The sequence below is a fragment of the Cupriavidus sp. FW305-3-2-15-C-LB2 genome, assembly GCF_058787575.1.
The window spans coordinates 1-21,540 of the sequence record NZ_JBYSZW010000042.1; the positions used below are offsets into that span (position 1 = coordinate 1).

At 67.5% G+C, this 21,540-nt stretch carries 16 protein-coding genes; 15 read left to right on the top strand and 1 reads right to left on the bottom strand.

Annotated features, from left to right (window positions below):
* From AC3WRR_RS25495 to lpxC, 14 genes are all read left to right on the top strand, one after another.
* Positions 1-1,793, top strand: a 1,793-nt coding sequence (locus AC3WRR_RS25495; protein ID WP_492298476.1) for a peptidoglycan D,D-transpeptidase FtsI family protein, incomplete at its 5' end; no start/stop codon positions are given.
* Positions 1,790-3,352, top strand: a complete 1,563-nt coding sequence (locus AC3WRR_RS25500; protein ID WP_058698450.1) for a UDP-N-acetylmuramoyl-L-alanyl-D-glutamate--2,6-diaminopimelate ligase — start codon at positions 1,790-1,792, stop codon at positions 3,350-3,352. The genes AC3WRR_RS25495 and AC3WRR_RS25500, both read left to right, overlap by 4 nt.
* Positions 3,349-4,749, top strand: a complete 1,401-nt coding sequence (locus tag AC3WRR_RS25505) for a UDP-N-acetylmuramoyl-tripeptide--D-alanyl-D-alanine ligase (RefSeq protein WP_037025057.1) — start codon at positions 3,349-3,351, stop codon at positions 4,747-4,749. Before AC3WRR_RS25500 ends, AC3WRR_RS25505 begins: the two co-directional genes overlap by 4 nt.
* A 13-nt stretch (positions 4,750-4,762) precedes the next feature.
* Positions 4,763-5,932: a phospho-N-acetylmuramoyl-pentapeptide-transferase gene (gene mraY / locus AC3WRR_RS25510; RefSeq protein ID WP_010814772.1), complete on the top strand. Its 1,170-nt coding sequence runs from the start codon at positions 4,763-4,765 to the stop codon at positions 5,930-5,932.
* 69 nt (positions 5,933-6,001) lie between these two features.
* The gene (murD, locus tag AC3WRR_RS25515) at positions 6,002-7,513 is read left to right on the top strand and encodes a UDP-N-acetylmuramoyl-L-alanine--D-glutamate ligase (protein ID WP_011616089.1); all 1,512 of its coding nucleotides are present in this window, start codon (positions 6,002-6,004) and stop codon (positions 7,511-7,513) included.
* Entirely contained in the window at positions 7,510-8,751 is a 1,242-nt protein-coding gene (ftsW, locus tag AC3WRR_RS25520) for a putative lipid II flippase FtsW (RefSeq protein WP_010814770.1), read from the top strand. Before murD ends, ftsW begins: the two co-directional genes overlap by 4 nt.
* Positions 8,748-9,818 carry an undecaprenyldiphospho-muramoylpentapeptide beta-N-acetylglucosaminyltransferase gene (gene murG / locus AC3WRR_RS25525; RefSeq protein WP_010814769.1) on the top strand — a complete coding sequence of 357 codons (1,071 nt, stop codon included), beginning with the start codon at positions 8,748-8,750 and terminating at the stop codon, positions 9,816-9,818. The genes ftsW and murG overlap by 4 nt, the downstream gene beginning before the upstream one ends.
* A gap of 22 nt (positions 9,819-9,840) precedes the next feature.
* Positions 9,841-11,274 (top strand): UDP-N-acetylmuramate--L-alanine ligase, encoded by a 1,434-nt coding sequence (murC, locus tag AC3WRR_RS25530; protein WP_010814768.1) that lies wholly within the window; start codon positions 9,841-9,843, stop codon positions 11,272-11,274.
* Positions 11,271-12,254 (top strand): D-alanine--D-alanine ligase, encoded by a 984-nt coding sequence (locus AC3WRR_RS25535; protein WP_011616088.1) that lies wholly within the window; start codon positions 11,271-11,273, stop codon positions 12,252-12,254. Before murC ends, AC3WRR_RS25535 begins: the two co-directional genes overlap by 4 nt.
* Before the next feature lie 27 nt (positions 12,255-12,281).
* Entirely contained in the window at positions 12,282-13,196 is a 915-nt protein-coding gene (locus AC3WRR_RS25540; RefSeq protein WP_010814766.1) for a cell division protein FtsQ/DivIB, read from the top strand.
* Positions 13,193-14,425, top strand: coding sequence for a cell division protein FtsA (gene ftsA / locus AC3WRR_RS25545; RefSeq protein ID WP_010814765.1), 1,233 nt, complete (start codon positions 13,193-13,195; stop codon positions 14,423-14,425). The genes AC3WRR_RS25540 and ftsA overlap by 4 nt, the downstream gene beginning before the upstream one ends.
* A 180-nt stretch (positions 14,426-14,605) precedes the next feature.
* Complete coding sequence (gene ftsZ, locus AC3WRR_RS25550; protein WP_010814764.1) at positions 14,606-15,799, top strand: cell division protein FtsZ; 1,194 nt, start codon at positions 14,606-14,608, stop codon at positions 15,797-15,799.
* Between the two features lie 461 nt (positions 15,800-16,260).
* Complete coding sequence (locus AC3WRR_RS25555; protein WP_010814763.1) at positions 16,261-16,767, top strand: peroxiredoxin; 507 nt, start codon at positions 16,261-16,263, stop codon at positions 16,765-16,767.
* A 153-nt stretch (positions 16,768-16,920) separates the two neighbouring features.
* Positions 16,921-17,838, top strand: a complete 918-nt coding sequence (gene lpxC, locus AC3WRR_RS25560; protein WP_010814762.1) for a UDP-3-O-acyl-N-acetylglucosamine deacetylase — start codon at positions 16,921-16,923, stop codon at positions 17,836-17,838.
* A 64-nt stretch (positions 17,839-17,902) separates the two neighbouring features.
* Here the strand turns inward: lpxC and AC3WRR_RS25565 are convergent, their stop codons facing one another.
* On the bottom strand, positions 17,903-18,406 hold the full coding sequence (locus AC3WRR_RS25565; protein WP_010814761.1) for a hypothetical protein: 504 nt from the start codon (positions 18,404-18,406) through the stop codon (positions 17,903-17,905).
* Between the two features lie 305 nt (positions 18,407-18,711).
* On the opposite strand from AC3WRR_RS25565, the gene secA reads away from it, so the two are divergent.
* A complete protein-coding gene (gene secA / locus AC3WRR_RS25570) occupies positions 18,712-21,489 on the top strand; it encodes a preprotein translocase subunit SecA (protein ID WP_010814760.1) in 2,778 nt (925 codons plus the stop codon).
* The last annotated feature ends 51 nt before the right edge of the window (positions 21,490-21,540 follow it).

The window sequence follows — 21,540 nt, forward strand, 5'->3', positions numbered from 1 at the left end:
GTCCCAACCCGCCCCGCCGTGACCGCAACGGCACCGCCTCGCGCCCGCGCCGCGGGCAGTTCTCGGCCAGCCCGGTGCTGGGCCTGCGCCTGCCGATGTGGCGCTCCAAGCTGGTGGTGTTCCTGATGTTCGCCGCCTTCGGCGCGCTGGCCCTGCGCGCGGCCTGGATCCAGGGCCCCGGCAACCAGTTCTACGAGGCCGAGGGCAAGAAGCGCTTCCAGCGCACGCTGGAGCTGCCGGCCACGCGCGGCAAGATCCTGGACCGCAACGGCCTGGTGCTGGCCACCAGCCTGCCGGTCAAGGCCGTCTGGGCGGTGCCCGAGGACGTGCCCAACCAGGTCGAGGCCGCCAAGATCCGCCAGCTGGCGAAGTTGCTCGGCATGTCCGAGAAAGACCTTGGCAAGAAGCTGTCCGAGGACAAGGGCTTCGTCTACCTGAAGCGCCAGGTGCTGCCTGACGTCGCCGACAAGATCGCCGCGCTGAAGATCGAGGGCATCCACCAGACCCGCGAATACAAGCGCTTCTACCCGGAAGGCGAGGCGATGGCCCACATCGTCGGCTTCACCAACGTGGAAGACCGTGGCCAGGAAGGCGTGGAGCTGGCGCGCGAGCCCGGCCTGGCCGGCCGGGCCGGCGCGCGCCAGGTGATCAAGGACCGCCTGGGCCGCGTGGTCGAGGACGTCGGCGTGCTGAAGACCCCGCGCGACGGCGAGGACATCCAGCTGTCGATCGACGCCAAGATCCAGTACCTGGCCTACAACGAGCTCAAGGCCGTGGTCGAAAAGCACAAGGCGAAGGCCGCCAGCGCGGTGGTGCTCGACGCCCAGACCGGCGAAGTGCTGGCGCTGGCCAACTGGCCCACCTACAACCCCAACGACCGTACCCGGCTGTCCGGCGAGCAGCTGCGCAACCGTGTGCTGACCGACACCTTCGAGCCCGGCTCGATGATGAAGCCGATCACGGTCGGCCTGGCGCTGCAGCTCAAGCGCGTGACGCCGTCCACGGTGATCACCACTACCGGCAAGTACAACTTCGAAGGCGCCACCATCAGCGATACCCACAACTACGGGGCGCTGACGGTGAGCGGCGTGATCCAGAAGTCGAGCAACATCGGCACGACCAAGATCGCGATGATGATGAAGCCGCAGGAGATGTGGGACATGTACACCAGCATCGGGCTGGGCCAGGCGCCCAAGATCGGCTTCCCCGGCGCCGTGGCCGGCCGCGTGCGCCCGTTCAAGAGCTGGCGCCCGATCGAGCAGGCCACCATGTCATACGGCTACGGCCTGTCGGTGTCACTGTTCCAGATGGCGCATGCCTACACCATCTTCGCGCATGACGGCGAGCTGATCCCGGTGTCGATGTTCCGCACCAGCGGCCCCGCCACCGGCGAGCGCATCCTGTCGCCCCAGGTGGCCCGCGACGTGCGCGCCATGATGGAAACCGTGACCGCGCCCGGCGGCACCGCGCCCGAGGCGCAGGTGATGGGCTACCGCGTCGGCGGCAAGACCGGCACCGCCTACAAGCATGAAGGCCGCGGCTACAACCGCAGCAAGTACCGCGCCTCGTTCATCGGCCTGGCGCCGATGTCGAATCCGCGCATCATCGTGGCCGTCAGCGTGGACGAACCCACCGCGGGCAGCCACTACGGCGGCCTGGTGGCCGGCCCGGCGTTCGCGGCCATCACCGGCGGCACGCTGCGCGCACTGAATGTGCAGCCCGACTCGCCGATCCGCCAGCTGGTGGTCAGCGACAAGGTGCAGGAGAGCGAACCGTGGAGTTCGACCCAATGACGGCCAAGCCACTGCTCCCGCTCGAGGTCACCGCGCAGGCCAGCAATGCGCTGGCCTGGCTGCGTACCAACGTGGCCGCCGCCGCGCAGCTGACCGGAGATACCCGGCGCCTGGCGCGTGGCGATGTGTTCTTCGCCTACGTGCTCGGCAACGCGCGCCTGGCCACCGACGGCCGGCTCTATATCGCCCAGGCGATTGCCGCCGGCGCGGGGGCCATCGTCTATGAGGCCGACGGCTTCGACTGGCCCTTCAGCGACGTCGTGCCGCATCTCGCGGTGAGCCGCCTGCACCAGCTGGCCGGCCCGATCGCCGCCGGCTGGCATGGCAACCCGGTGCGCGGCCTGGCCGTGACCGGCATCACCGGCACCAACGGCAAGACCTCGTGCAGCCAGTGGCTGGCACGGGTGCTGCAGGCCGCCGGCACGCCCTGCGCGACCATCGGCACGCTGGGCACTGGCTTCCCGGGCGCGCTGCAGGCTACCGGCTTCACCACGCCTGACGCGGTGCAGCTGCAGGCCAGCCTGGCGTCCCTGCACGACGCCGGCGCGCGCGCGGTGGCGATGGAGGTGTCCTCGCACGGCCTGGAGCAGGAGCGCGTGGCCGGCACGCATTTCTCTGTGGCGGTGCTGACCAACCTGACCCAGGACCACCTCGACTACCACGGCTCGATGGCCGAGTACGAGGCCGCCAAGGAGAGCCTGTTCCGCTGGGACGGCCTGCGCACCGCGGTGGTCAACCGCGACGACGCCATGGGCCAGCGCCTGCTGGCGGCGGACGCCGCCGCCATTGGCGCGCCGCACGTGATCGAATACGGCATCGACGGCCCCGGCGCGGCCACGGTGCGCCGCCCGCGCGGCGAGTGGCTGCGCGCCACCAACGTGCGCGCCACGCCCACCGGCACCGCCTTCCATATCGACGGCAGCTTCGGCAGCGCCGAGATGGCCACACCGATGATCGGCGTCTTCAACGTCAGCAACCTGCTGGCGGTGCTGGGTGCGGCGCTGGCCAACGGCGTGGCGTGGGACGCGGCCATCGCCGCGCTGCGCGCGCTGACGCCGGTCGAAGGGCGCATGGAGTTGTTCGGTGCCGCCGGCGGCCCGGATGCGCCGCTGGCCGTGGTCGACTACGCCCATACCCCGGACGCGCTGGCGCAGACGCTGGCCGCGCTGCGCCCGGTGGCGCAGGCGCGCAACGGCCGCCTGTGGTGCGTGTTCGGCTGCGGTGGCGACCGCGACCCGATCAAGCGCCCGCTGATGGGCGCGGTGGCCGAGCGCGAGGCCGACGAGGTCATCCTGACCAGCGACAACCCGCGCAGCGAAGACCCGCAGGACATCCTGGACGCCATTGCCGACGGCATGGCCGTGCGCGCGCGCGCGCGCCAGATCGAAGACCGCGCCGCCGCCATCCTCTATGCCGTCAGGCACGCGGCACCGGCCGACGTGGTGCTGGTGGCGGGCAAGGGCCATGAGGCCACCCAGGAGATCCAGGGGCGCAAGCGCCCGTTCTCCGATCGCGAACATGTACGACTGGCGCTTGCCACCCGTGGAGTATCGGCATGAGCCAGACCCCAATGACCAACTTGCAGCAAGCCGCCGGCTGGATCGCCGGCGCGCGCGTTTGCGGCGACGGCGCCGTGGAGTTTTCGCGCGTGCATAGCGACAGCCGCAGCGTCGAGCCCGGCGACCTGTTCGTCGCTCTCAAGGGCGAGCGCTTCGACGCGCATGACTTTATCGCCGACGTGGTGGCGCGCGGCGCTGCCGCCGTGCTGGTCAGCCGCGAGGTCGATGCCGGCGTGCCGGCCATCGTCGCGCCGGACACGCGCATTGCGCTGGGCGAGCTCGGCGCCGGCTGGCGCCGCCAGTTCACGCTGCCGGCGGTGGCGGTGACCGGCAGCAACGGCAAGACCACGGTCAAGGAAATGATCGCGGCCATCTTCGCCGCGGCGGTAGGCGAGGAGCAGCGCCTGGCCACCGGCGGCAACCTGAACAACGATATCGGCCTGCCGCTGACGGTGCTGCGCCTGCGCGCCACGCACAAGCTGGCGGTGCTGGAGCTCGGCATGAACCATCCGGGCGAGACGGTCTACCTGGCCGGCATCGCCCAGCCCACCGTGGCGGTGATCACCAACGCGCAGCGCGAGCACCAGGAGTTCATGGTCAGCGTGGAAGCCGTCGCCCACGAGCACGCTGCCGCGATTGCGGCGCTGCCTGCCAACGGCGTGGCGGTGTACCCGCTCGACGCGGAAAGCGGCGGCGCCTACGCGCCGGTGTGGCGCAATGCCGCGGGCGCGCGCCGTGCGCTGTCGTTCGGCACCTCGCAGCGCGCCGATGTGCACGCCACCGTGACGCTGGTCGACGGCGCACAGGTGATGCAGGTACGCGCGCCTGGCCATGCCTTCGACGTGCGCCTGGCGCTGCTGGGTGAGCACAACGTGCGCAACGCGCTGGCGGCCATCGCCTGCGCGCTGGCCGCGGGGGTGCACGTGCCGGCGATCCAGCGGGGCCTGGCCGGGTTCCAGGCGGTCAAGGGCCGGCTGCAGGTCAAGTACACGCCGGGTGGGACGGTAGTCATCGACGACACATACAACGCCAACCCCGACTCCATGCGCGCCGCCATCGACGTGCTGGCCGGCTTTGCCGCGCCGCGTGTGCTGGTGCTGGGCGACATGGGCGAAGTGGGCGACCAGGGCCCCGCATTCCACCAAGAAATCGGTGCCTACGCCAAGGCACGCGGCATTGGCACGCTGTGGGCGACCGGTGAACTGGCCGTGCATGCGGTGCAGGCATTCGGCGCGGGTGGCCGGCATTTCGGCACCGCGGAAGCCCTGGCAAAGGCGCTGGAGGAAGACAGCAGGGGCATGGTGGCGCAAGTGGGCGCCGTGCTGGTGAAGGGATCGCGCTTCATGCGCATGGAACGGATGGTCGCGGCGCTGGTCGCAGACACTTCCGCACATTAAATAAGACAACACGATGTTATTGGCTCTGGCCCAGTGGCTGCAAAACGACTACAGCTTCCTCCGGGTCGTCAACTATCTGACTTTCCGCGCGGTGATGGCCAACCTCACCGCGCTTCTGATCGGGCTGGCGTTCGGTCCGTGGGTGATCCGCAAGCTGACCGAGCTGAAGGTCGGCCAGGCGGTGCGCACCATCGGCCCGCAGACCCACTTGGTCAAGGCCGGCACGCCGACCATGGGCGGCGTGCTGGTGCTGGTCTCGATCGCGGTGTCGACGCTGCTGTGGTGCGACTGGGGCAACCGTTTTATCTGGGTGGTGATGCTGGTCACCTTCGGCTACGGCGCGATCGGCTGGGTCGACGACTACCGCAAGGTGGTGTATCGCGACCCGCGCGGCATGTCGAGCCGCGAGAAATTTTTCTGGCAGACGCTGATCGGCCTGGTGGCCGCGGTCTACCTGGCGTTTTCGGTATCGGAAAGCAGCAACGTACGGGTGTGGGAGCTGTTCCTGAACTGGGTCGAGGGCGGGCTGTCGTTGGACATGCCGTACAAGTCCAACCTGATCGTGCCCTTCTTCAAGGAGATCAGCTACCCGCTGGGCGTGGCCGGCTTCATCGTGCTGACCTACCTGGTGATCGTGGGCTCGAGCAACGCCGTCAACCTGACCGACGGCCTGGACGGCCTGGTGATCATGCCGGTGGTGCTGGTTGGCGGCGGGCTGGGCGTGTTTGCGTACGTAATGGGCAACTCGGTCTACAGCAAGTACCTGCTGTTCCCGCATATCCCGGGCGCGGGCGAACTGCTGATCTTCTGCTCGGCATTGGCCGGCGCGGGGCTGGCCTTCCTCTGGTTCAATGCGCACCCGGCGCAGGTGTTCATGGGCGACGTCGGCGCGCTGGCGCTGGGCGGCGCGCTCGGCACGGTGGCGGTGATCGTGCGCCAGGAGATCGTGCTGTTCGTGATGGGCGGCATCTTCGTGGTGGAAACACTGTCGGTGATGGCGCAGGTGACGTGGTTCAAGATCACCAAGCGCCGCTATGGCGAAGGCAGGCGGCTGTTCCGGATGGCGCCGCTGCACCACCATTTCGAGCTGGGCGGCTGGAAGGAAACCCAGGTCACGGTGCGTTTCTGGATCATCACCATGCTGCTGGTGCTGATCGGGTTGTCGACGCTGAAGTTGCGTTAATGGTTGCGCGGGTCAGGGACTGACGGCGCTTTCTATATAGATACAGGAAAACAAAGGCAGGAAATCGAAGTGTTTGGCGAGCTGCAAAAACCTCATGTGCTGGTACTGGGCCTTGGTGAGTCGGGCCTGGCCATGGCGCGCTGGTGTGGCCTGAACGGCTGCGCGGTGCGCGTGGCTGACACGCGCGAGGCGCCCGCCAACCTTGTCTTCCTGCAGGCCGAGCTGACTTCGGCCGAATTCGTCGGCGGCCCGTTCGCCGACAGCCTGCTCGACGGCATCGGCCTGGTGGCGATCAGCCCGGGCCTGTCGCCGCTGGAAGCCGCCACTGGCGCGCTGCTGGCCGCGGCGCAGGCGCGCGGCATCCCCGTGTGGGGCGAGATCGAGCTGTTCGTGCGCGCGCTGCGCCACCTGGAAGCCGAGTCCGGCTACGCGCCGAAGATCCTGGCGATCACCGGCACCAACGGCAAGACCACCACCACCGCGCTGACCGGCCGGCTGGTGGAGCGCGCCGGCAAGAGCGTGGCGGTGGCGGGCAATATCAGCCCGTCGGCGCTGGACAAGCTGTCGGCCTGCATCGCCTCGGCATCGCTGCCGGAGGTGTGGGTGCTTGAGCTGTCCAGCTTCCAGCTGGAAACCACGCACACGCTGGCGCCCGCCGCGGCGACTGTGCTCAACGTCACCCAGGACCACCTGGACTGGCATGGCTCGATGGAAGCCTATGCCGCGTCCAAGGCGCGCATCTTCGGGCCGGCCGGCAGCGAGTGCGTGCAGGTGCTCAACCGCAACGACCGCCTGACCATGGATATGGCGCGGCCCGGGAGCACGCCGCTGACCTTTGGCACCGACCTGCCGGAAACGCCGGGCAGCTTCGGCATCCTGCGCGAGGGCGGCATGCCCTGGCTGGTGCTGGCCGAACCCGATCCGGACGCGGAAGGGGAGGGCAAGCCGCGCCGCCGCAAGGCCGCCGAGGTGGCCCGGGAAGCCGTGCCGGTGCGCCACAAGCGCCTGATGCCGGCCGACGCGCTGCATATCCGCGGCATGCACAACGCCACCAACGCGATGGCCGCGCTGGCGCTGTGCCGCGCCATCGACCTGCCGATGAACGCACTGCTGCACGGCCTGCGCGAATACCGCGGCGAGCCGCACCGCGTGGAGTGGGTTGCGACCATCGACGATGTCGAGTATTTCGACGACAGCAAGGGCACCAACGTGGGCGCAACCGTGGCCGCGCTGTCTGGGCTGGACAAGCGCGTGGTGCTGATCGCCGGCGGCGAAGGCAAGGGCCAGGATTTCTCGCCGCTGGCCGCGCCGGTGGCGCAGTACGCGCGCGCGGTGGTGCTGATCGGCCGTGCCGCGGGTGAACTGCGCGATGCATTGCAGGGCAGCGGTGCCAGCCTGGTCGACGCCGGCACGCTGGAAGAGGCCGTGACCAAGGCTGCCGGACTGGCCGAGAGCGGCGATGTGGTGCTGCTGTCGCCGGCATGCGCCAGCCTCGACATGTTCCGCAACTACGTGCATCGCGCCGAGGTGTTCCGCGGCGCCGTGGAAGAACTGGCGCTGTCCCGGGGGATCCTGCCATGAGCGAAGCACAGGTCAAGCGCAGCGGCTTTATCGGCGCCACCATCGGCAATGCCTGGGGTGGCCTGCGCGACGCCGTGTCGGGCGTCAAGCCGACCCGCTCGCGCATGATGGAGTACGACCAGCCCATGCTGTGGGTGTCGATCGTGCTGCTCGCGCTCGGCCTGGTGATGGTCTATTCGGCCTCGATCGCGCTGCCGGACTCGCCGCGCTACGCCAACTATCGCGAGAGCCACTTCCTGATGCGCCATGCGTTCGCGCTGGGGATCGGGCTGTCGGTCGGGCTGGCGTCGTTCCAGGTCCCGGTCAAGGTGTGGGACCGCTACGCGCCCAAGCTCTTTATCTTCGCGCTGATCCTGCTGGTGATCGTGCTGGTGCCGTTCGTCGGCAAGGGCGTGAACGGCGCGCGGCGCTGGATTCCGCTGGGCGTGATGAACTTCCAGCCGTCCGAGCTGATGAAGCTGGCGGTGGTGCTGTACGCGGCCAACTACACCGTGCGCAAGCAGGAGTGGATGCAGACCGTGTCCAAGGGCTTTTTGCCGATGGGCGTGGCGGTGGTGGTGGTGGGCATGCTGCTGCTGCTCGAGCCCGACATGGGCGCGTTCCTGGTAATCGCCGCGGTGGCGATGGGCATCCTGTTCCTGGGCGGCATCAACGGCAAGCTGTTTGCCGGGCTGGTGGGCGTGGCAATCGGCGCGTTCGCGCTGCTGATCACGGCTTCGCCCTGGCGGCGCGAGCGGATCTTCGCCTACCTGAACCCGTGGGAAGAGAGCAACGCGCTGGGCAAGGCCTACCAGCTCACGCACTCGCTGATCGCTTTCGGCCGCGGCGAGTGGACCGGGGTGGGGCTGGGCGGCAGCATCGAGAAGCTGCACTACCTGCCCGAGGCCCATACCGACTTCATCCTCGCGGTGATCGGCGAGGAATTCGGCTTTGTCGGCGTGCTGGTGGTGATCGTGCTGTTCTACTGGCTGGTGCGGCGCGCCTTCAATATCGGCCGCACCGCGCTGCAGCTGGACCGCACCTTTGCCGGCCTGGTGGCCAAGGGCATCGGCGTGTGGATCGGCTGGCAGACCTTTATCAATATGGGCGTGAATCTGGGCCTGCTGCCGACCAAGGGGCTGACGCTGCCGCTGGTGAGCTATGGCGGCTCGGGGATCTTGATGAACTGCGTGGCGCTGGCGATCCTGCTGCGCATTGATTATGAAAATCGAGTATTGATGCGCGGAGGGAAGGTATGACCGGACCGCGCACCTTGCTCGTGATGGCCGGCGGCACCGGGGGGCATGTGTTCCCGGGGCTGGCGGTCGCGCACGCGCTGCGCGAGCAGGGCTGGAAAGTGGTCTGGCTGGGCAACCGCACCGGCATGGAAGCCACGCTGGTGCCCAAGCACGACATCCCGATGGAGTTCATCCAGTTCGGCGGGCTGCGCGGCAAAGGCCTGGTGACCAAGTTCCTGCTGCCGCTGAACCTGCTGCGTGCGTTCTGGCAGAGCATAGCCGCGCTGCGCCGGGTGCGCCCGAGCGTGGTGCTGGGCATGGGCGGCTATATCACCTTCCCGGCCGGCATGATGGCGTCGCTGCTGGGGCGCCCGCTGGTGCTGCACGAGCAGAACTCGATTGCCGGACTGGCCAACAAGGTGCTGGCCAAGGTGGCCGACCGCGTGCTGTGCGCGTTCCCGGACACGCTGCCCGGCGGCGAATGGACCGGCAACCCGGTACGCGAGGAACTGGCGCACCTGGACGCGCCCGAAGCGCGCTATGACCAGCGCAGCGGCCCGCTGCGGATCCTGGTGGTGGGCGGCAGCCTGGGCGCCGCGGCGTTGAACGAGGTGGTGCCCAAGGCCATCGCGCTGCTGCCCGGGGGCGAGCGCCCGGTGGTCACGCATCAGGCGGGCGCGAAGCAGATCGACACGCTGCGCGCCAACTACGCGGCCGCGCAGGTGCCCGCGCAGACCCTGCCGTTCATCGACGACATGGCGCGCGCTTACGCCGATGCGGACCTGGTGATCTGCCGCGCCGGCGCGATGACGGTGTCGGAAGTGGCTGCCGCGGGTGTGGCGGCGATGTTCGTGCCGTTCCCGCATGCGGTGGACGACCACCAGACCACCAACGCGGAATTTTTGTCGAAGCAGGGCGCGGCCCTGCTGGTGCAGCAGAAAGACCTGACGGCCGAGGGGCTGGCGCAAACCATCGCCAGCCTGACCCGGCCGCAGCTGAAAGACATGGCGCGCCTGGCGCGCGGACTGGCCAAACCTGAGGCAACCCGGCGCGTCGCCGAGATCTGCAGTCAGCTGGCCAGGGACTGAAGCCTATATAAGCAGCAATCGAATGAAGCATATCGTCAAGAACATCCACTTCGTGGGCATCGGCGGCGCCGGCATGAGCGGCATCGCCGAGGTCCTGCTGAACCTGGGATACAAGGTCTCGGGCTCGGACGTGGGCAACAATGCCGCCACGCGGCGCCTGGCATCGCTCGGCGCCACGGTCATGCACGGGCATGACGCGGCCAACGTGACCGGCGCCAACGCGGTGGTGGTGTCGACCGCCGTCAGCGGCGACAACCCCGAAGTGCTGGCCGCCCGCAGCAAGCGCATCCCGGTGGTGCCGCGCGCAGTGATGCTGGCCGAACTGATGCGCCTGAAGCAGGGCGTGGCCATCGCCGGCACGCACGGCAAGACCACCACCACCAGCCTGGTGGCGTCGGTGCTGGCCGAAGGCGGGCTGGACCCGACCTTCGTGATCGGCGGCCGCCTGAACTCGGCCGGCGCCAACGCGCGCCTGGGCACGGGCGACTTCATCGTGGCCGAGGCCGACGAGTCGGACGCATCGTTCCTGAACCTGTTCCCGGTCATCGAGGTCATCACCAATATCGATGCCGACCACATGGACACCTACGGGCATGACTTTGCCCGGCTCAAGCAGGCGTTCATCGAATTCACCCAGCGGCTGCCGTTCTACGGCATCGCGGTGCTGTGCGTCGACGACCCCAACGTGCGCGAGATCCTGCCGTTCGTGTCCAAGCCGGTGGTGCGCTACGGCTTTGCCGAGGATGCCCAGATCCGCGCCGTGGACGCGCGCGCGGTCGACGGCCAGATGCACTTCACCGTGCAGCGCCAGCTCAACGGCCATACCGAGCCGCCGCTCGAGATCGTGCTGAACCTGCCCGGCCTGCACAACGTGCAGAACGCGCTCGCGGCGATCGCCATTGCCACCGAGCTGGAGGTGCCCGATGCCGCCATCGTCAAGGCACTGCGCGAGTTCCATGGCGTGGGCCGGCGCTTCCAGCGCTACGGCGAGGTGGCCACGCCCGACGGCGCCGGCACCTTCACCCTGGTGGACGACTACGGCCACCACCCGGTCGAGATGGCGGCCACGCTGGCCGCCGCGCGCGGCGCGTTCCCGGGGCGCCGCCTGGTGCTGGCGTTCCAGCCGCACCGCTTTACCCGTACGCGGGATTGCTTTGAGGACTTCGTCAAAGTGCTGGGCACCGTCGATGCGCTGCTGCTGTCCGAGGTCTACGCCGCCGGCGAAGCCCCGATCGTGGCCGCCGACGGCCGTGCGCTGACCCGCGCGCTGCGCGTGGCCGGCAAGGTCGAACCTGTTTTCGTGGAGCAGATGGAAGAAATGCCGCAGGCCATCCTGGATGCCGTCCGGCCGGGCGATGTGGTCGTGACGATGGGCGCGGGCTCGATCGGGGCCGTGCCGGGGCAGCTGGTGTCGCACCAGCAATCGACGCAATCAACGCAGGGAGGCCAGGCATGAGCTTCGTCGCCCATCCCAATATCGATCCCAAGTCGCTGGGCAAGGTCGGCGTGCTGCTGGGCGGACGCTCGGCCGAACGCGAGATCTCGCTGATGTCTGGCAACGGCGTGCTGGCCGCGCTGCAGTCGCGCGGCGTGGACGCGCACGGCTTCGACCCGGGCCTGCAGAGCGTGGCCGAGCTGGCCGCTGCCGGCTTTGACCGCGTCTTTATCGCACTGCATGGCCGCTATGGCGAGGATGGCACCATCCAGGGCCTGCTCGAGCAGCTGGGCGTGCCGTACACCGGCAGCGGCGTGCTGGCATCAGCCATGGCCATGGACAAGCAGGCCACCAAGCGCTTGTGGATGACCTATGGCCTGGCCACGCCGCGCTTTGCCATGCTGCATGCGGACACTGATTTTGATGCCGTGGCGGCCGACCTGGGCCTGCCGCTGATCGTCAAGCCGGCGCGCGAGGGCTCGTCGATCGGCCTGACCAAGGTCACTGCCGCCGACCAGATGCGCGCGGCGTTCGAGAAGGCCGCGGCGCTGGACAACGACGTCATTGCCGAGACCTTTATCGACGGCGCCGAACTGACCTGCCCGATCGTGGGCGAGGGCGACAGCGCCGAAGCGCTGCCGGTGATCCGCATCGTTGCACCCGAAGCCAACTACGACTATCAAAATAAGTACTTTACTGACGATACCCAGTACTTGTGCCCGTCGGGCCTGGATCCCGAAGTCGAACGCGAGGTCCGGGCGCTGGCGGTGCAGTCCTACCGCGTGCTGGGCTGCCGCGGCTGGGCGCGTGCCGACCTGATGCTGCGCGCCGACGGCAAGCCTTTCCTGCTCGAGATGAATACCTCGCCCGGCATGACCGGCCATTCGCTGGTGCCGATGGCGGCGCGCGCGGTTGGCATCAGCTACGAGGACTTCGTGATGCAGGTGGTGGCCGCGGCCACGCTGGACCTGCATCCCAACGAGCATTGGAAACCCGAATAACGCAACCGAACAGGACCGTACCGGACCATGTGGCATAACGCACGCCTGCTCAACCTGATCGCCTCCGCGCTGTACGCGCTGGTGGTGCTGATGGCGCTCGCGGCAGGCCTGCTGTGGCTGGCGCAGCGGCCGGTGTTCGCCATCACCCATGTGGAGATCGGCCCGCTGGACGGCGGCGCCCTGCGCCACGTGAACGCGCCCAGCGTGCGTGCCAGCGCGCTGGGCAAGCTGACCGGCAATTTCTTCACGCTGGACCTGAACGCGGCCCGGCAGGCATTCGAGTCGGTGCCCTGGGTGCGGCGCGCCAGCGTGCGGCGCGAATGGCCCAACGGCCTGGCGGTCGAGGTCGAGGAACACGAGGCGCTGGGCACCTGGGGCACGCCCGACAGCGGGCGCCTGATCAATACCTATGGCGAGGTCTTTGTCGCCAACACCGCCGAGGCGGAAGAAGACGCACAGCTGCTGGCGCTGGACGGGCCGCCGGACAGCGAGGGCGATGTGATCGAGAAGCTCGAGGTCATGCGCCAGTGGTTCAAGCCGCTCAAGGCCGAGCCGCTGGCGGTGGCCCTGTCTGGCCGCTATGCGTGGCGCGCGAAGCTGTCCAACGGCATGGAGGTCGAACTGGGCCGCGAGCAGAACGATGAGGATCGCGTGGCGATGGACCAGCGGGTCCGGCGCTTCGTCGCGGCCTGGCCGCAGGTCACCCAGCAATGGGGCAGCCAGATCGAGTATGCCGACTTGCGTTATCCCAACGGCTTTGCCATCCGCGCCGCCAATGCCCGCTTCCTGACCGAGGCGCAGATCGCAGCGGCGGTCAGGGCGGAGAAGGCGGCGAAAGCAGCGAAGGCGGCCAAGCCGGCGCCGGCGGCAGCAGCGGTTTCAGGTACTTCCAACAACAATCCGACGCGACTGAAGAGCAAGAACGCGGAGAAAACCCGATGAGCAAGGAATACAAGGACCTGTTGGTCGGTCTCGATATCGGCACCTCGAAGGTGGCGGCGGTGGTCGCAGAACTGCGCCCCGACGGCAGCTACGAGGTGATCGGGATGGGCCAGTCAGAGTCCAAGGGTCTGAAGAAAGGGGTCGTGGTCAATATCGAGGCCACCGTGCAGTCGATCCAGAAGGCGCTGGAAGAGGCCGAGCTGATGGCCGACTGCAAGATTTCGGAGGTCTTCACCGGCATTGCCGGCAGCCACATCCGCAGCTTCAACTCCAGCGGCATGGTGGCGATCAAGGACAAGGAGGTCACGCAGACCGATGTGGCGCGCGTGATCGAGACCGCCAAGGCGGTCAATATCCCGACCGACCAGCAGATCCTGCACATCCTGACGCAGGAATTCATCATCGACGGCCAGGAGGACGTGCGCGAGCCCATCGGCATGAGCGGCATCCGCCTGGAAGTGAAGGTGCATATCGTCACCGGCGCGGTCAGCGCCGCGCAGAACATCGTCAAGTGCGTGCGCCGCTGCGGCCTGGAAGTGCACGACCTGATCCTGCAGCCGCTGGCTTCGAGCCTGGCGGTGCTGACCGAGGACGAGAAGGAACTGGGCGTGGTGCTGGTCGACATCGGCGGCGGCACCACCGACATCGCCATCTTCAGCGAAGGCGCGATCCGCCATACGGCCGTGATCCCTATCGCCGGCGACCAGATCACCAACGACATCGCGATGGCGCTGCGCACGCCGACGCCAGATGCCGAGGACATCAAGATCCAGTACGGCATCGCCAAGCAGGCGATCGCCGACCCGGACGACATGATCGAAGTGCCGGGCGTGGGCGACCGTGGCACGCGCACGCTCAGCCGCCAGGCGCTGGCCGCGGTGATCGAGCCGCGCATCGAAGAGCTGTACTCGCTGGTGCACCAGGTGGTGCGCGAGTCGGGCTATGAAGAACTGTTGTCGTCCGGCGTGGTCATCACCGGTGGTACCGCGATGATGCCGGGCATGGTCGAGCTGGGCGAGGACATCTTCCTCAAGCCCGTGCGCGTGGGTGTGCCGGAGTACCGCGGCAACCTGCACGAGGTGGTGAAGAGCCCGCGCTACGCGACCGTGATGGGCCTGCTGCTGGAAGGCCGTGTGCAACGCATGCGCGGACGCAAGGTGGCGGTGCAGAGCGGGTCGGTCAAGCAGGTGTGGACCCGCATGAAGGAATGGTTTGTCGGCAATTTCTGATCAATGCGGAAATTGACGCGCTGACGATGCAACGGCGCGCAGGCAGGGCGGTCTACCGGACAGGCCTGTGTGCCGAGTGGAAGTTTTCTGGTTTTCTTTTTATTGGTTTCTTGTTCAGAAACCAGGGGTTGCGGCGGGGAGGCTGCATCGTCTGGGGACTGATTTTTCTCGGAGGCAGTGATGGACTTTGACATGATCGAAACGGAAGTGCAGGACGGCACCATCATCAAGGTGGTCGGCGTGGGCGGTGCGGGCGGTAACGCCGTGCAGCACATGATCAGCCGCGGCGTGCAAGGCGTCGAATTCATCTGCATGAACACCGATGCCCAGGCGCTCAAGCGTTCGAGCGCTTCGCGCGTGCTGCAACTTGGCAATACGGGCCTGGGCGCTGGCGCCAAGCCGGAAGTCGGCCGCAACTGCGCCGAATCGGCCCGTGATCAGATCGCCGACTCCCTGCGCGGCGCGCACATGGTCTTCATCACTGCCGGCATGGGCGGCGGCACCGGCACGGGCGCCGCGCCGATCGTCGCGCAAGTGGCCAAGGAGATGGGCATCCTGACCGTGGGCGTGGTCAGCAAGCCGTTCGACTTCGAAGGCGCGCGCCGCGCCAAGGTGGCCGAACACGGTTCCAGCGAGCTGGAATCAAGCGTCGACTCGCTGATCGTGGTGCTCAACGAGAAGCTGTTCGAAGTGATGGGCGACGACGCCGAGATGGACAAGTGCTTCCAGTGCGCCGACGACGTGCTGCACAACGCGGTGGCCGGCATTGCCGAGATCATCAACGTTGACGGCCTGGTGAACGTCGACTTCGAAGACGTGAAGACGGTGATGGGCGAGCAGGGCAAGGCCATGATGGGGACGGCCACCGTGTCGGGCGTGGACCGCGCCCGCCTGGCAGCCGAGCAGGCCGTTGCCAGCCCGCTGCTGGAAGGCGTTGACCTGTCCGGCGCGCGCGGCGTGCTGGTCAACATCACCGCCAGCCGTTCGCTGAAGCTGTCGGAAACCAAGGAAGTCATGAACACCATCCGCAGCTACGCGGCGGAAGATGCGACCGTGATCTTCGGTACGGTGTACGATGACTCGATGAGCGATGCGCTGCGCGTGACGGTGGTGGCCACGGGCCTGGGCCGCTCGGCCAAGAAGCAACAGCCGATGACCCTGCTCAAGACCGGCACGGACAACATGCCGGTGCAGATGATGGCCAACATGACCGCCGCCGCGGCCACGCACAGCTCGCCGGACTACAGCAACCTGGATACGCCGGCAGTGTGGCGCAGCTCGCGTGAGTCGGCGTCGGCTCACGTGGCGGCGCTGCAGGAAAAGGGTGTGGATACGTACGACATCCCGGCCTTCCTGCGCAAGCAGGCAGACTGAGCCCTGCCTGGCGCGGCATCGGTGCCTCCACCGGCCGCCTGACGGAACGCGTCGCCTTGTCGCGATGCACGTGCGCTCCCCATCCGCGCGTGCCTTGCATGGACTGACGTGAACCGCCGGGCTGCTGGCGGCGCCGCGCCTGCGCCGGACTGAGCTTCACCCGCATCCCGCCGGGACTGGCGTGCCGCTGGCCGCCTCCCCGGACTGGTTTCCCGCCTTCCCGGTCGGGATGTATCAGCGTCCGCGCGGCGCACCCAAGAGGTGCGCCGCGCGGACGTCTTTGTAGCAAGGTCTTTGTAGCAAGGTGTATCGGATCCGCGCCGGATGTCACCGGATGTGACCCGGCTTTGGCAATGCGGGCAAGGCGCCTATGATCTTGAGATTGCCCGTCTGACTGAGTGCGGGCGTCTGCGCCCCGGCATCCGGACTATTCTTCAGAAAACCCAGAAGGACCACGACCCATGATCACTGTCGGTTCCCGCGTCCCCGACGCCACGCTGCAGGAATTCTTCGAAACCGAAGGCAACGGCTGTGCGCTCGGCCCCAATGCCTTCAAGGTGGCGGACCTGGTCCGCGGCCGCAAGATCGTGGTGTTCGGCCTGCCCGGCGCTTTTACGCCGACCTGCTCGGCCAAGCATGTGCCGGGCTTTGTGCAGCACGCCGCGGCGCTGCGCGAGGCCGGCGTCGACGAGGTCTGGTGCGTGTCGGTCAACGACGCCTTCGTGATGGGCGCCTGGGGCCGTGAACAGCAGACTGGCGGCACGGTGCGCATGATGGCCGACGGCAGCGCCGAGTGGACCCGCGCGCTGGGCCTGGACCAGGACCTGGGCGCGCGCGGCATGGGCGTGCGCTCCAAGCGCTACGCGATGGTGATCGACGACGGCGTCGTCACCCGGCTCGACGTCGAGGCACCGGGCGAATTCCGCGTCAGCAGCGCCGAAGCAGTGCTGGCGGCGTTGCGTGGCTGACACAGTCATCCGGGTAAACGTGGATAATACGCAACTTGTTAAGGGGATGTTAACAGCCGGAAACAAAACCCGGCTGCAGCGCCCCTGAGGTGGTGGTAAAATCCCTTAATCATAAAAGCTGCCCGATAGATTTTTATAATAGTTGAGGCTGTCATGCTCAAACAGCGCACCATCAAATCCCTGGTAAAGACCGTTGGCATCGGCCTGCACTCGGGACGCAAGGTCACGTTGACCCTGCGTCCCGCGCCGGCGGACACCGGCATCGTCTTTACCCGCGTCGACCTGCCCGAGGCCGTCGAGATTCCCGTGGCCGCGTCGGCCATCGGCGACACGCGCCTGGCATCGGTGCTGCAGAAGGATGGCGCGCGCGTTTCGACCGTCGAGCACCTGATGTCGGCCTGTGCGGGCCTGGGCATCGACAACCTCTATGTCGATGTCGACGCCGAGGAAATCCCGATCATGGACGGCAGCGCCGCGTCCTTCGTGTTCCTGCTGCAGTCGGCCGGCATTGAAGAGCAGAACGCGCTGAAGACCTTTATCCGCGTCAAGAAAGCGGTGGAAGTGCGCGAGGGCGACAAGCTGGCGCGGCTGGAGCCGTTCTTCGGCTTCAAGCTGTCGTTCACCATCGACTTCCGCCACCCGGCGGTCGACAAGACCGGCCAGACTTTCTCGATCGACTTTGCCGACACCAGCTACGTGCGCGAGATTGCCCGCGCCCGCACCTTCGGCTTTGCGCACGAGGTGGAAGCCCTGCGCGAGATGGGCCTGGCGCGCGGCGGCAGCCTGGACAACGCGATCGTGCTGGACGAGCACCGCATGCTCAACAATGAAGAGCTGCGCTACGGCGACGAGTTCGTGCGCCACAAGATCCTGGATGCGATCGGCGACCTGTATGTGGTGGGCCACCCGCTGATCGGCGCCTATGTGGCGAACAAGTCGGGCCACGGCCTGAACAACCAGCTGCTGCGCGCGCTGCTGGCCGACCAGGAAGCCTACGAACTGGTCACCTTCGACCGCGTCGAGGAAGCCCCGGTCGCGTTCCTGCCGCAGGCGCAGCCGGCGTTTGCCTGATCCTGGCGAACTGGCGCAGAAAAAAGCCGACCCGAGGGTCGGCTTTTTCGTGTTCGGCAACGGGCTAGCGGTGATGGGCGAGCAGCGTATTGAGCGCGTCGCGCAGCGGCGAATCCGGCAGGCTGCGCGCCAGCTGGTCCAGATTGGCGAGTCCCGTGGGCGTCATGCGGCCGCCGGTGCGCTGGCGTTGCACGGGCTCCACTTCCCAGTCCGCATGGCGCGACACCTCCGGCTGCACCCGCACCCGGATCGCGGTGATATGCGAGCCGCGCTGCTGCAGCCGTGCCAGCAGCGTCGGCACTACCTGGCGCACGCGGGCAGCGGCGGCGCCGTGCGCGGCCAGCAACAGCAGCACCTGGGCGTTCGGGTCGGTGGCGTCACGCTTGACCCCGGCCACGGCCAGGCCGTCGCGCATGCCGGCGGGCAGCAGTGCCAGCACCTCGGCCTCGAGCACCGACAGCTGGCGCGCGGTCTGCATCAGCGTCGAAACCGGGCCGGCCTTGGCCAGCCAGTCATTGAGCGGCTTGGCGGCGGGGGTCTGCAGGGCGTGATGGGTGAAGCGGCGCATGCATGCATTCTAGCAAGGGGCGCGCTGGCCGCCTTGCCCGACTGTGGATTGAAGCTGCGGCGGCCGCCCCAAACTGTGGCCAATGGGCGCACGGGCAATCACGCGGGCAATCTGCGGACCACACGCGTGGCCGACATCCGGCAGGCTTGCCTGCCCTTGCGGGACGGGGCCAGGCGCGTTCCGGCCGTGACCCCGGCACATGATAAACTCGGCGTTTTGCGCCAATCTATCCATTCCTCGCCCGGCCGCCGGAGCAGCCCGCATCCCTGGGGTGCCGCCCGGTTCCGCGCAGGTGAAAGCAATCGATGATCACCGGCCTTCTCAAGAAAGTCTTCGGCAGCCGCAATGAGCGGCTGATCAAACAATACCGCCGCACGGTGGCGCAGATCAATGCGCTGGAGCCGAAGTTCGAGCAGCTCTCGGACGACGAACTGCGCGGCATGACGGAGACCTTCCGGCAGCGCCACGCCGGCGGCGAATCGCTCGAGGCGCTGCTGCCCGAGGCCTTCGCCGTCTGCCGCGAGGCCAGCAAGCGTGTCATGAAGATGCGCCACTTCGACGTGCAGCTGATCGGCGGCATGGTGCTGAACGACAACAAGATCGCCGAAATGCGCACCGGCGAAGGCAAGACGCTGACCGCGACGCTGGCCGTGTACCTGAATGCCATCACCGGCCAGGGCGTGCACGTGGTGACCGTCAACGACTACCTGGCGCAGCGCGATGCCGAGTGGATGGGCCGGCTGTACAACTTCCTGGGCCTGTCGGTGGGCGTGAACCTGTCGCAGATGCCGCACGACGCCAAGCAGGCGGCGTACAACTCGGACATCACCTACGGCACCAACAACGAGTTCGGCTTCGACTACCTGCGCGACAACATGGTCTACGACCCGTCGCAACGCGTGCAGCGCCCGCTCAACTACGCCATCGTCGATGAAGTGGACTCGATCCTGATCGACGAGGCCCGCACCCCGCTGATCATCTCCGGCCAGGCCGAGAACCAGACCGACCTGTACCAGCGCATGAACGGCATCCCCAAGCTGCTCGAGCGCCAGATCGGTGAAGAGAAGGCCGACGGCACCGGCGTCGAGAAGCCGGGCGACTACTACGTCGACGAGAAGGGCCACCAGGTCTACCTGACCGAAGCCGGCCACGAGAAGGCAGAAGAGATCCTGTCGCAGCAAGGCCTGATCGGCGAGGGCGAGTCGCTCTACGCGCCGCAGAACATCACGCTGATGCACCACCTGTACGCCGCCCTGCGCGCGCACAGCCTGTTCCATCGCGACCAGCACTACGTGGTGCAGAACGACGAAGTCGTGATCGTCGACGAGTTCACCGGCCGCCTGATGACCGGCCGCCGCTGGTCCGACGGCCTGCACCAGGCCGTTGAGGCCAAGGAAGGCGTCACCGTCCAGCAAGAGAACCAGACGCTGGCGACGATCACCTTCCAGAACTACTTCCGCATGTACAACAAGCTGGCCGGCATGACCGGCACGGCTGACACCGAAGCGTATGAGTTCCAGGAGATCTACGGCCTGGAAGTGGTGGTGATCCCGACCAACCGCCCGGCCCAGCGCAAGGACCAGCAGGACCAGATCTACAAGACCGGCAAGGAGCGCTACGACGCCGTGGTGCGCGATATCCGCGACTGCTACGAGCGTGGCCAGCCGGTGCTGGTGGGCACCACCTCGATCGAGACCTCGGAATACCTGTCGGGCCTGCTCGATCGCGAGCAACTGCCGCACCAGGTGCTCAACGCCAAGCAGCACGCGCGCGAAGCCGAGATCGTGGCCCAGGCCGGCCGCCCCAAGATGATCACCATTGCCACCAACATGGCCGGCCGCGGTACCGACATCGTGCTGGGCGGCAATGTGGAGAAGCAATCCGGCTTTATCGAGGCGGACCCGAACCTGTCCGACGCCGAGAAGGCCGCACGCATCAAGCAGCTCGAGGATGAGTGGCATTCGCTGCACGAGCAGGTCAAGGCCGCCGGCGGCCTGCATATCGTCGGCACCGAGCGCCATGAGTCGCGCCGTATCGACAACCAGCTGCGCGGCCGTGCCGGCCGCCAGGGCGACCCGGGTTCGTCGCGCTTCTACCTGTCGCTGGACGACCAGCTGCTGCGCATCTTCGCCGGCGACCGCGTGCGCGCCATCATGGAACGCCTGAAGATGCCCGAGGGCGAGCCGATCGAAGCCGGCATCGTCACGCGCTCGATCGAATCGGCGCAGCGCAAGGTCGAAGGCCGCAACTTCGACATCCGCAAGCAGCTGCTGCAGTACGACGACGTCGCCAACGACCAGCGCAAGGAAATCTACAAGCTGCGCAACGACGTGCTGGAAGCCCAGGATGTCGGCGACATGGTGACCAACCTGCGCGAGAGCGTGCTGGTTGAGCTGTTCCGCGACCACGTGCCGGCCGACACCATGGAAGAGCAGTGGAACATCTCCGGCCTGGAAACGCGCCTGCGCGAGGACTGGGGCCTGGAAGTGCCGCTGGCGCAGACCATCGAGGGCGCGCAGAGCATCGAGGACGAAGAGCTGCTCAACCTGATCATGAAGGCGGCCGCGGAGCGCTACGATGGCAAGGTCGCGATGGTCGGCCGCGAGTCGTTCGCCGGCTTCGAGCGCTCGGTCATGCTGCAGAGCATCGACACGCACTGGCGCGAGCACCTGGCCGCGCTGGACCACCTGCGCCAGGGCATCCACCTGCGCGGCTATGCGCAGAAGGATCCCAAGCAGGAATACAAGCGCGAGTCGTTCGAGCTGTTCGCGCGCCTGCTGGACCTGATCAAGAACGAAGTCACGCGCGTGACCTTCAACGTGCAGATCCAGTCGCCGGAAGAGCTGGAGCAGGCTTCGGAAGAGATCGAGGAAGGCCTGTCGCACCTGGAGAACATCCAGTACAAGCACGACGAGTTCGCCGAAGGGCGCGAGCCGGTCGAGGAAGCGCCGTCGCCGCGCACCGGTGCGGCCATGGCCGCCGCCGAGCTGGCGCTGGCGGGCATGCCCAAGGTCGGCCGCAACGATCCGTGCCCGTGCGGCTCGGGCAAGAAGTTCAAGCAGTGCCACGGCAGGCTCAGCTGAACTGAGCCCGGCCGGGTACCCGGCATGACGTCGTTCCCGCTGTCTGGGGAG

Excerpts from the sequence above, each read along its gene's own strand:
- AC3WRR_RS25540 (WP_010814766.1), top strand. The coding sequence starts at position 12,282 with ATGTGGCATAACGCACGCCTGCTCAACCTGATCGCCTCCGCGCTGTAC.
- ftsZ (WP_010814764.1), top strand. The coding sequence starts at position 14,606 with ATGGACTTTGACATGATCGAAACGGAAGTGCAGGACGGCACCATCATC.
- secA (WP_010814760.1), top strand. The coding sequence starts at position 18,712 with ATGATCACCGGCCTTCTCAAGAAAGTCTTCGGCAGCCGCAATGAGCGG.
- mraY (WP_010814772.1), top strand. The coding sequence starts at position 4,763 with ATGTTATTGGCTCTGGCCCAGTGGCTGCAAAACGACTACAGCTTCCTC.
- AC3WRR_RS25565 (WP_010814761.1), bottom strand. The coding sequence starts at position 18,406 with ATGCGCCGCTTCACCCATCACGCCCTGCAGACCCCCGCCGCCAAGCCG.
- AC3WRR_RS25500 (WP_058698450.1), top strand. The coding sequence starts at position 1,790 with ATGACGGCCAAGCCACTGCTCCCGCTCGAGGTCACCGCGCAGGCCAGC.
- murG (WP_010814769.1), top strand. The coding sequence starts at position 8,748 with ATGACCGGACCGCGCACCTTGCTCGTGATGGCCGGCGGCACCGGGGGG.
- ftsW (WP_010814770.1), top strand. The coding sequence starts at position 7,510 with ATGAGCGAAGCACAGGTCAAGCGCAGCGGCTTTATCGGCGCCACCATC.
- AC3WRR_RS25535 (WP_011616088.1), top strand. The coding sequence starts at position 11,271 with ATGAGCTTCGTCGCCCATCCCAATATCGATCCCAAGTCGCTGGGCAAG.
- AC3WRR_RS25505 (WP_037025057.1), top strand. The coding sequence starts at position 3,349 with ATGAGCCAGACCCCAATGACCAACTTGCAGCAAGCCGCCGGCTGGATC.
- ftsA (WP_010814765.1), top strand. The coding sequence starts at position 13,193 with ATGAGCAAGGAATACAAGGACCTGTTGGTCGGTCTCGATATCGGCACC.
- murC (WP_010814768.1), top strand. The coding sequence starts at position 9,841 with ATGAAGCATATCGTCAAGAACATCCACTTCGTGGGCATCGGCGGCGCC.
- lpxC (WP_010814762.1), top strand. The coding sequence starts at position 16,921 with ATGCTCAAACAGCGCACCATCAAATCCCTGGTAAAGACCGTTGGCATC.
- AC3WRR_RS25555 (WP_010814763.1), top strand. The coding sequence starts at position 16,261 with ATGATCACTGTCGGTTCCCGCGTCCCCGACGCCACGCTGCAGGAATTC.